Here is a 9,924-nt window from a genome sequence, read left to right on the forward strand (position 1 = left end):
CGGCTCAGGCCGCCATCCGCCATTCCGTGGCAGGCTCGGCGGCGCGGCCTTCGTCCCACAGCATGTCCTCGTCGGAGTAGCGATGGCTGGCGGCGGCCGAGATGACGTCGACCACCTGCTTCTCCAGGCGGTCCCAGATCACCGCCAGGTCGGACGACCCCTCCGCCTCGCAAGGCACGATGATGTAGCGGCTGGCGTTGACGGCGGACGTCGGTTGAAAGCGGGCCATGTGACGATCTCCTGGAAGCGGGGGCCTCTTGTCGATAATGATGTTTTGCACCACTGTTGCGTCAGAAACGGACGCAGTATTCGGCAGGCGCGGTGAGACACGACAAGGCGGCCATGGTGATCGAACTGGCGCGGCGCATGGCCGCCAGCGCCGAGGGGCTGACGCTGGACGAGATGGCCCGCGACATGCGGACCGGCCGCCGCACCGTCGAACGGATGCGCGACGCCGTCCTGATGCTGTTCCCCCAGGCCGAGGAGGTCTCCGATCCGCCCACCAAGCGCTGGCGCATTCGCGGCGGCCTGTCGGCGTTCGAACAGGCGCCGACGGCGACCGAGATGCTGGAGCTGACCAAGGCGGCGTCGGCCTTGCGTGCGGCGGGAGAGCCCGCCCGTGCGGCGGCGCTGGAGGCGCTGGAGCGCAAGCTGAAGGCGGCGATGCGATCCACCACCCTGAACCGAATGGCGCCGGATCTGGAGGCGCTGGTGCGAGCGGAGACCATCGCGGTCCAGGCGGGGCCGCGCCCTTCGGCGGACGAGGCGATGCTGACCGCCATCCGGGGCGCGGTTCTGGCCCAGCAGCCGTTGGGTTTCACCTATTCCCGACCGGGGGCCGAGCCGCGTCGGCGCAGCGTGGCGCCCTGCGGCGTCATGTTCGGGCGCGCCAACTATCTGGTCGCCGCCGACCGCGAGACCGGCCGCATCCAGACCTTCCGCCTGGACCGGATGAGCCATGTCGCGCCGCAGGACGGGCAGGCCGTTCCGCCCGCCGATTTCGACCTCGGGGTCTTCGCCAGCCAGTCGTTCGGCATCTATCAGGACGAGATCGAGGATGTGGTCATCCGCATCGCGCCCGAAGGGGCGGCCGAGGCCCGGGGCTGGCGCTGGCACCCGACCCAGAGCTTCGAGGATCAGTCGGACGGCGGTGTGATTGTGCGGTTTCGCGCCTCGGGGATGCGGGAACTGGCCTGGCACCTGTTCACCTGGGGCGAACAGGCGTCCATCCTGGCGCCCGAACGGCTGAAGACGGTGATGGCCGCCGAACTGGCGGCGGCGGGCCGCGCCCTGGATCGGACGTCAGCCTGACGAAACCGTAAGCTGACCCGGCGCGTTGACGGCGGCTAAGCTTTTTGCGTCGCACAACTGTCGGGAGATCGCCCTTGCGCGTCCACGCCTTCGCCGCCTCCGCGCTCGCCGCCGTCGCCCTGACCGGCGGAGCCTGCGCCGCCGGCCCGACCATCTCGCGGCCCGCAGCGCTCGACGACGCCGGGGCTCAGGTGACGGTGACGCGCCAGGGCGACCAGCTGATGGTCGACTATCGGTTCGGGCGCGACGCCCCGGTCTGGGCCTTCATGGATTCGGCGCTGGAGACGGATTCGCGCCAACCCTGGCGCCCGCGTCAGTGGACGGTGGAGACGCCGGGCGTGGTGATGGAGCGGCGCGGCCACTACGACATCATCCGCAGCGTCGACGGCGGGCCTGTGCCGCGCGAGTTGCGTTTCCGCGTCCGACCGAAGGCCGTGGACCTGGAGGCGGAGTATCCGACCCTGCTGTTTTCCAACGGGGCGGTCGCTTTGCCGACGCGGCAGATGGACGTCTTCGCCCTGGCCTCGCCCCAGGCGGCGGAGGCGGTGCCGGACGACCTGAACCGGACAAAGGTCGACGGCGGCCCGGCGCGCGTGACCTGGCGCGACGACAACGGGCCGGTGCTGTTCAACGGCCGTCGCCGGGACGCCCTGACCACCACGGACGAGCGCAGCTATGTCCTGTTGGGCGACGCCACGGTGACGCCGGGTCAGGGCCTGTCCACCGTGATCGACCCGAACCTGCCGCCGTGGATCGGGGAAGAGATCCGCGACTTCGCCCCCCATGTGGGCCAGTACTATCGCGACCGGCTGGGGGCGCCCGGCGCCGGCGGGGATACGCCCATCGTCATGGCGGCCTGGAACGGCCCGACCGAGCGAATGACCAGTATGGGCGGCAGCGTCCTGCCCGGTCTGATCGTGATGTCGTTCGAGGGGCGGGGCGTGACCACGCCCCAGTCGGAAATCCGCGAACGGTCGCGCTGGTTCATCGGTCACGAGGGCGCGCATTTCTGGCTGGGCCAGACCATCCGCTATCAGTTCGCCGACGAGGCCTGGATCACCGAGGGCGGGGCGGACCTGATGGCGGTGCGGGCGCTGAAGCATCTGGACGCCACCTATGACGACCGCGCCGAACTGCAGTCCGAGGTGGACGACTGCGCCGACCTGGCCAAACGCCCGGTAGCGCAGGCGGGCGCGCGCGGCGAACACCGGGCCTATTACGCCTGCGGCGCCGTCTTCGCCCTGGCGGCGGAGGGGGCGCAGCGCCAGCGGACGGGCGGCGACTGGTTCGACTTCCTGAAGCCCCTGTTGCGCCAGCCCGACGGCGTTTTGAGCCGCGAGGAATGGCTGAGCGGCCTGACGCGGGTGTCGCGCGATCCGTCGCTGCGAGGCGATGTGGAGCGGTTGCTGGATCAGGGCGCGGCCGATCCGTCCGCCGTCATCGCCCGGCTGTTCCAGCGGACGGACGTCGCCTTCCGCATGGAGAACGGCCGGGTCGTCCTGACTTGAACGCAAAAAAGAACGGCGGCCGGTCGCCCGGCCGCCGCTTCAGTCGTCCGCGCTGGGGGAAGGGTCAGCGGGGTGTCGTGGCCTGTTCGATCAGGGTGCGCGCCTGGGCGATGGCGGCGGCCTCGGCGGTCTTTCCGTCCGCCACCGACTGCGCCAGGTCCATCAGGGGCGTGCCGGTGACCGAGCCGGTGTCCCCGACCTCATCCAGATGGACGCCATTGTGGGCGGCGACAGCGGCGTCCCAGGCGTCGCGCACGGCGGCCCAGTAGCCCTGCGTCTTGGCCCAGTAGTCGTCGCCGGGCTGGGGCGAATAGCTGGTAGAGCGGTCGTAGGTGTTGATGACGTCTTCCTGGACGATGGCGATGGGTTCGCCGCCGGCCTTGCCCGACATCTTCATATTGTCCTGGATATGGACCCAGCCGTCCGGCTTCAGGATATGACGGTTCGTGCCCAGATAGCGGTCATAGACCGGATTGCGGACCGCGTCGCGCCGCGCCAGGGGCCGCCAGGTCGGGTTCGACGTCCAGGCGGACAGGCCGTTGTCATAGGTCCAATGGCCGACGCCGCCATAGCGGGGCGAATCGTCGGTCTGCCACACCGTCTGGGACCAGGCGCCGGCGCGCTGGTCGGCCGGAACCGGCGTCAGCGTCCACTGGTTCGGCCCGGCGTAGGTCAGGACCGTCTCGGGCTGATAGGCCCAGTCCTGGCGCCAGTGTTTGACCACGATGGTCTGGCCGCCGTGCTCCATGACCAGAATGTGCTGCAGGCTGATCTTGTCGCCCTTGTCATAGACGACGCGCACGATCTCGCTGCCGCCGGACAGCTTTTCCTCCAGCGGGTCGTAGTCGGCGCGGAAGCTGACGTTCTCGCGCATGTCGAAGTGGACGCGGTATTGGCCCGCCTGGGCCAGGATCGACTGGCGATCCCGTTCGAAGGCGTTGGCGGGCGCCGCGGCCGCAACTGGGGCTGCGGCCTGCTGGGCCAGGGCGGCCGGCGCGGTCGCGGTCAGCAGGGCGGCGGCGATCAGGATGGCGCGCATCGGGCGTTTCCTTGAGGTTCGAGGGGGCATGGTCGCTTACAGCCGCAGGGTCAGAGAGACGCCGAAGTTGCGGCCGGGCTGGGTGTAGGCGTCCTTGACGGTCGAGGTGGCGGACAGGCCGCGCACGTCGCTCCACCAGCCATAGGTCTCGTCAAAGACATTGAACGCGCCGGCCCGCAGCGTGGCCCGTTCCGTCACGTTCCAATAGGCGGTCAGGTCCAACAGGGTGAAGCTGTCGCCCAGATAGCAGGTCGTCCCACACGACAGATTATAGGTGGCCTGATCCTTCTTGCCCGACCAGGTGACGGTGGCCGAACCGCCCCAGACGCCGGACGGCGCGGCGTAACTCAGGCCCGCGACCACCTTCACCGGATCGACGCTGCCCAGTTCGGTGCGGCGCCCGTCGGTGGTCTGTTCGCCCTCGGCGTAGGCGGCTGAGCCGATCAGGCTGAAGCCATTGTCCCAATAGATGTCGGCGCGCGCCTCCAGGCCCCGGATATCGACCTCGGTCAGGTTGACGTACTGATAGACCCGCGGATCGACGCCGGGGATGCCGCGCCCGCTGACCGAAACCTGATCGATGAAGTCGTCATAGTGGGTGGCGAAGGCGGTGGTGTTCAGCCGCATCTTGCCGCCCGCCACATCGATGTCGCGCAGACGGAAGCCGGCCTCGAAGCTTTCGCTGGTCTCGGGTGACAGGTTCGGGTTCGGGATCGAGCGATAGCCGAAGACCGGGTTCTCGAAGAAGTTGTTCACCTGCATCGGCGAGGGCGCGCGGAAGCCCAGGGCGTAGTTGGCGAAGACGCCCAGATGCGGCCCCGTCCAATAGACGACGCCCAGCTTGGGCGAGATGTGGTCGTCGCTCTGGCCCGAGGCGGCGGCTGGGAACTGAGCGTCGACCTTGGGCGACAGATCGTACCAGTCGTAACGGACGGCCGGGATGATGCTGAGCGCGCCGTTCAGCAGTTCGATCTCGTCCTGCACGAACAGACCGGCCAACTGATATTCGGTCTTGGGGAAGGCGCGGATGGGGAAGGTCTCGCCGACCGGCGGGACCACGCCGTCGCGAACGCCTTCCTGCGTCGTCATCGACCAGTCGCCGCCGACGGTGACGCGGTGCTGCACCGCAGCGCCCTGACCGAAGACGCGCGAACCTTGAGCCGCCAGTCCATAGACGGTGTTGTCGAAGGTGACGTCGCGCACCCGGTCGGCCAGGGTGGCGCGGTCTTCGAACGTGTACTGCCGCGTGGTGGAATCCTGCCAATAGACGGAGACCGAACCGTCGCTGAGACCGGCGAAGTCCCGGAAGCGCCAATCCCCGCTGACGCGATCACGCTGGGTCTCATCATGGGCGGTAACCGCCAGGACGGTCGAAGACCGGCTGCTGAGCGCATCGCCGTTCATTTCCGAATCGAGGTGGTCATAGGTCAGGCGCAGGGTGTGGTTGGGGTTCACTTCCCACACCAGCTTGCCCAGATAGGCGTTGGAGCCGAAATCCTGGGGGTTCGGCTGGGTGCGGGTCGTGCCGACGCCGCCGACCGAGCCCTTGTTCTCGGTCTCCTGAGCATGGCGGCGGGTATAGGCTAGCAGGCCGGACAGCGAACCCGAACGGCCCGCCAGCGCCAGTCCCTCGGTCCAGCCTTCGTCGGCGGAGTTGTAGGCCACGCGGGCGCGGGCGCCGAAGGTCTGGTCGCCGACCAGGAAGTCGGTCGGATCCTTGGTGGTGAAGGCCACGGCGCCCGCGATGCCGTCCGAACCATAAAGGGCCGAAGCGGGGCCGCGCAGGATTTCGACCGACTTGATAAGGTCCAGATCGTTATAGCCGCCGCGTCCGACCGCCTGGGCGCCGAAGGAGAAGCCGGCAGGCAGACGCACCCCGTCGTTGACGATCAGCACCCGGTCGCCGCCCATGCCGCGAATGGTGAAGCCGGAGTTGCCGTCACGACCGGCGCCTGACAGGGCCAGGCCGAATCGGGCGGGCGAAGTCGGAACGCTGACGCCCGGCTCGAACCGGATCAGGTCCTTGATGTCGGTCGCCAGAATCGTCTCGATCTGCTCCGCGTCGATGACGCTGACCGTGCCGGGAACATTGGACGCCAGACGCCGTGACCGTGTGCCCAGAACGACGACCGGATCGACCTCTGCGGCGGGCGCGGCTTCGACGGGCGCCTCGGCGTGGACAGGTTGAACGATCAGGGCCGAACCGATGGCCGCCGCGGCGGTGGAAAGAAGGAGGAGAGTACGCATCAATGGCCCCGCTGTGTGATTGGCGGGCGTGTTACTGCGAACGATTATTAGAATCAACCGCAATGAGTGTGCGGGTTTGAACCGGAACCTTCGCCGTTGCGTTGTGGCGACATGAAAACGGCCCTGTTTCCGGCGCTCGCCGCCTTGGTCCTGCTGGCGGCTTGCGGCGACGATCAGGTCAATCCGCCCAACGAACCGGCCGCGCCGCTTCGCACGCCCGAGGCCATGCAGCCGGTCGAGGCGCCGGGACCATCATCTTTGGCGTCTCGTGGACCGCGCAGTTTCGTGGGGGTGTGGGCGGCCAATCCCGCCTGGTGCGCCAGACCACAAGGGGCGAACAGCCCGATCACCATCACCCCGATGCGGTTCGACGCCTATGGCCACAACTGCGACATCGCCAGCATCGACGAGCGGGGATCCGGCTATGTCGCGGCCCTGTCCTGCATGGCCCAAGGCAAGGCCGTGCACGAGCGCGTCCACATGGGTACGGCAGGCGATGTCCTGACCCTGACCTATGTGGATCGGGACATGCTGACGACCAAGCTGGCGCGCTGCCCCGGCTCGCCGCGCGCACCGGACCCCGCCAACCCCTTGGAAAAGATGATGAAGAAGGACGGGGCCGAAACTCCGCCCGCCGCGCCGCCTAGTTGAACAGGAAGTTCATCACGTCGCCGTCCTTGACCACATAGGACTTGCCTTCCGCGCGCAGCTTGCCCGCTTCGCGCGCCTTGGCTTCGCCGCGCAGCGCCACGAAGTCGTCGAAGGCGATGGTTTCGGCGCGGATGAAACCCTTTTCGAAGTCGGTGTGGATCACGCCTGCCGCCTGGGGCGCGGTGTCGCCGACGTTGATGGTCCAGGCGCGGGCTTCCTTGGGGCCGACGGTGAAATAGGTCTGCAGGCCCAGCAGCTTGTAGGCTTCGCGGATCAGACGATTCAGGCCGGGTTCTTCCAGACCCAGGGTCTCCAGGAACTCCTTCTGCTCCTCGTCGTCCAGCACCGCGATCTCGGATTCGATCTGGGCCGAGATGACGACAGAGTTGGCGTTGTCGGCGGCGGCGCGGGCCGCGACCTTGTCGGACAAATCGTTGCCCTTGTCGGCCGAGCCCTCCTCGACGTTGGAGACATAAAGGGCGGGAAGGGCCGTCAGCAGTTGCAGCATGTGCCAGGCCTTGATGTCCTCCTTGGACACTTCGGCGGTGCGGGCGGGCTTGCCGGCGTTCAACTGGGCCAGGGCCAGATCGACCAGCTTCAGCGTCAGGGCCGATTCCTTGTCGCCGCCCTTGGCGCGCTTCTCCAGCTGGGGACGGCGGCGCTCCAGGCTTTCCATGTCGGCCAGCATCAGTTCGGTCTCGATGATCTCCAGATCGGCGATCGGGTCGATCCGGTCCTCGACGTGGGTGATGTCGTCATCGACGAAGCAGCGGGCCACGAAGGCCACGGCGTCGCAGTCGCGGATGTTGGCCAGGAACTGGTTGCCCAGGCCCTCGCCCTTGGACGCGCCGCGCACCAGGCCGGCGACGTCGACGAAGGTGATGCGGGCCGGAATGATCTCCTTGGAGCCCGCGATCTCGGCCAGGGCGTTCAGACGCGCCTCGGGCACCGCGACGTCGCCGGTGTTCGGCTCGATGGTGCAGAACGGATAGTTGGCCGCCTGGGCCGCCGCCGTCTTGGTCAGGGCGTTGAACAGGGTGGACTTGCCGACATTGGGCAGGCCGACGATCGCGACTTTAAGGGCCATGGGTATTCCTTGGAGAAGGCGCGAGCCTTTAACCCGTTCGAACGGGTTTGTCAGGCTCGCGCTTCAAAAGGGCTCAATGGGCGCCGTGGTCCATGCCCGCCATCGCCGGCTGACGCACCTTGGCCTGAACCGTCACAGGCGCGGCGTCGGCGAAGTTCAGGGTCAGGGGCACGGTCTCGCCGGCGACCAGCGGCGCGGTCAACTCCATCAGCATCAGGTGGTTTCCACCCGGCGCCAGGGCGACCGCTTCGCCCGCAGGCAGCGGCAGGCCCTGGGCCATTTCGCCCATGGTCATCACGCCGTTCTCGGTCTTCATCTCGTGAACCTGCAGCATTCCGGCCCGGGGAGTGGAGCCGCCGGTCAATCGGTCGTCGGTCGCAGCCGTCAGGGTGACATAGCAGCCGCCCGCCTTGGCCCCGTTCGGCGACGGACGGCACCAGGCGTCGGCGGCGGCGACGGCGGCGGCCTGGCCCGCATCGGCCGGCGTCCTGGCCGGCTGCGACGGATTGCAGGCGCTCAGCGCCAGAAGAAGGACAGGCGCGGCGGCGAGGGCGGATTTGATGGTCATGGGTCGGGCCTTTCAGGAGGCGGCGGAACGGCGCCGGATCATCGGTCGTACGGCTCGATCGAGCAATACGGCCGCGACCAGGCTCAGTCCCGTCAGGGGATAGAGGATGGCGAGGGGAAGAACGATGCCCAGGACGGCGGCGCGCACTCGCGGTCCGGGCGGGGCGGGCGGGGCGCCCAGGCGGCGACGTGACAGGTCGGGCGGGCGGCGCTTCCACCACATGACCAGGCCGCTGATCGCCAGCACCCAGACGCCGATGCACCCCAGCAGCATGACGATGCGATTGGCCTGGCCGAACTGCGTGCCCTGGTGGGTGTAGATGCCCAGTTCGATGGCCTTGGCGCCGGCCCCGAACTGATCATAGCCGATGTCGCCCAGCACCCGCCCGGACGCCCCGTCGATATAGAGGGACCGGCTGTCCTCGACACGACGCGCCTGGGTGGTGATCGTATAGGCCGTACCCTCGCGCGCCGGAATGTTGATCGCATAGGGGCGCGCCAGGCCCGCCGCGTCGGCGGCGTGCATCACCTGCGCCAGGGCGCCGTGACCGGCGTGATCGTGCGTCATCACCATGCCCTCCATGGTCCAGCCGGCGCCGACCGGCGTGTCATGGTGCTGGGCGCGCTGCCAGGCGCCGGCGACCGGGGCGGGCGGGCGGCCCCAGCCGGTCTCCTTGACCCAGCCCATGACGCGCTCGCCCCAGACCGCCGACCACGGCATGCCCGTGACCGCCAGAAACAGCACGACCCCGCCGACGTAGACGCCTGTCAGGGCGTGCAGGTCGCGCCAGAAGGGCCGACGCCGGCTGTCGGTCGTCTGGGGCTTCAGAACCGCCACGGCGCGGCGGCGCGGCCACCATAGATAGAGACCCGTGGCGAACAAGATGATGGTCCAGCCGGCGACGATCTCGACCAGAATGTTGAACGGCCGACCGAGCAGGGTCAGGCTGTGCAGCTTCTTGATCAGCTCCATGACCCCGCCTGCCGGGATGACGCCCGTCGCGCGCCCGGTATGGGGATCGACGAAGACCGTCTTCTGCACCCCATCCGGTTGGTCCACACGCAGACGAACGGCTTCGTCTGCCCGAGCCGGCAGGACCAGATTGGCGACCCGTCCGCCGCCGGCGGCCGTCGAGGCATGGGCCGCCCAGGTGTCGGGCGCCACCTGGTTCTGGGCTGCGGGCACGCGGATCATGTCGCGATAGACCAGGCCGTCGATCTCGTCCTTGAACAGATAGAGGCCCCCGGTCAGGGCCAGCAGCATCAGAACCGGCATGACGAAGACACCGGCGTAGAAATGCCATCGCCACACCGCGCGATAGGCGCCGGACAGATCGTCCGGCTGTGCGGAACGCAGCGGCGGTGGCGCTGCGGTCGTCTTGGAAGACATGGGAATCCTGAAGTTCAGAACAAACACGTCGCGCAGGCTTCGAACCGGCGCGGGCTGGCAGTCTGGATTTCAGGCGTGAGGCGGCGCGGTGGACGGCGGGCGTGGCGGCGCGCGGGCGGGCGGC

Annotated in this window: 9 protein-coding genes; 3 read left to right on the top strand and 6 right to left on the bottom strand. The window is 68.4% G+C overall.

The features are described from left to right. Positions 1–4: 4 nt before the first annotated feature. Complete coding sequence (locus tag RTU05_RS06175) at positions 5–229, bottom strand: hypothetical protein (protein ID WP_312596602.1); 225 nt, start codon at positions 227–229, stop codon at positions 5–7. A gap of 113 nt (positions 230–342) precedes the next feature. On the opposite strand from RTU05_RS06175, the gene RTU05_RS06180 reads away from it, so the two are divergent. Together RTU05_RS06180 and RTU05_RS06185 are read left to right on the top strand one after the other, a co-directional pair. Beyond that, the gene (locus RTU05_RS06180; RefSeq protein ID WP_312596604.1) at positions 343–1,311 is read left to right on the top strand and encodes a WYL domain-containing protein; all 969 of its coding nucleotides are present in this window, start codon (positions 343–345) and stop codon (positions 1,309–1,311) included. 74 nt (positions 1,312–1,385) lie between these two features. Beyond that, positions 1,386–2,819 (top strand): hypothetical protein, encoded by a 1,434-nt coding sequence (locus tag RTU05_RS06185; RefSeq protein ID WP_312596606.1) that lies wholly within the window; start codon positions 1,386–1,388, stop codon positions 2,817–2,819. 64 nt (positions 2,820–2,883) lie between these two features. Here RTU05_RS06185 and RTU05_RS06190 read toward each other — a convergent pair whose 3' ends face one another. Then, on the bottom strand, positions 2,884–3,858 hold the full coding sequence (locus tag RTU05_RS06190; RefSeq protein ID WP_312596608.1) for a DUF6607 family protein: 975 nt from the start codon (positions 3,856–3,858) through the stop codon (positions 2,884–2,886). Positions 3,859–3,894: 36 nt separating this feature from the next. Next, positions 3,895–6,105 carry a TonB-dependent hemoglobin/transferrin/lactoferrin family receptor gene (locus RTU05_RS06195; RefSeq protein ID WP_312596610.1) on the bottom strand — a complete coding sequence of 737 codons (2,211 nt, stop codon included), beginning with the start codon at positions 6,103–6,105 and terminating at the stop codon, positions 3,895–3,897. 111 nt (positions 6,106–6,216) lie between these two features. Between RTU05_RS06195 and RTU05_RS06200 the strand changes: the two genes are divergently transcribed. Next, positions 6,217–6,756, top strand: a complete 540-nt coding sequence (locus RTU05_RS06200; protein WP_312596611.1) for a hypothetical protein — start codon at positions 6,217–6,219, stop codon at positions 6,754–6,756. On the opposite strand, the gene ychF is transcribed toward RTU05_RS06200, so the two are convergent. The 3 genes from ychF to RTU05_RS06215 form a co-directional block, all read right to left on the bottom strand. Beyond that, positions 6,749–7,843: a redox-regulated ATPase YchF gene (ychF, locus tag RTU05_RS06205; RefSeq protein ID WP_312596614.1), complete on the bottom strand. Its 1,095-nt coding sequence runs from the start codon at positions 7,841–7,843 to the stop codon at positions 6,749–6,751. The two genes, RTU05_RS06200 and ychF, sit on opposite strands and share 8 nt — an antisense overlap. Before the next feature lie 73 nt (positions 7,844–7,916). Continuing rightward, positions 7,917–8,411 carry a copper chaperone PCu(A)C gene (locus RTU05_RS06210; protein ID WP_312596616.1) on the bottom strand — a complete coding sequence of 165 codons (495 nt, stop codon included), beginning with the start codon at positions 8,409–8,411 and terminating at the stop codon, positions 7,917–7,919. Between the two features lie 12 nt (positions 8,412–8,423). After that, the gene (locus RTU05_RS06215; protein WP_312596618.1) at positions 8,424–9,800 is read right to left on the bottom strand and encodes a PepSY domain-containing protein; all 1,377 of its coding nucleotides are present in this window, start codon (positions 9,798–9,800) and stop codon (positions 8,424–8,426) included. Positions 9,801–9,924: the final 124 nt, after the last annotated feature.

It is taken from the genome of Brevundimonas sp. (genome assembly GCF_032017145.1).
Lineage (GTDB): Bacteria > Pseudomonadota > Alphaproteobacteria > Caulobacterales > Caulobacteraceae > Brevundimonas.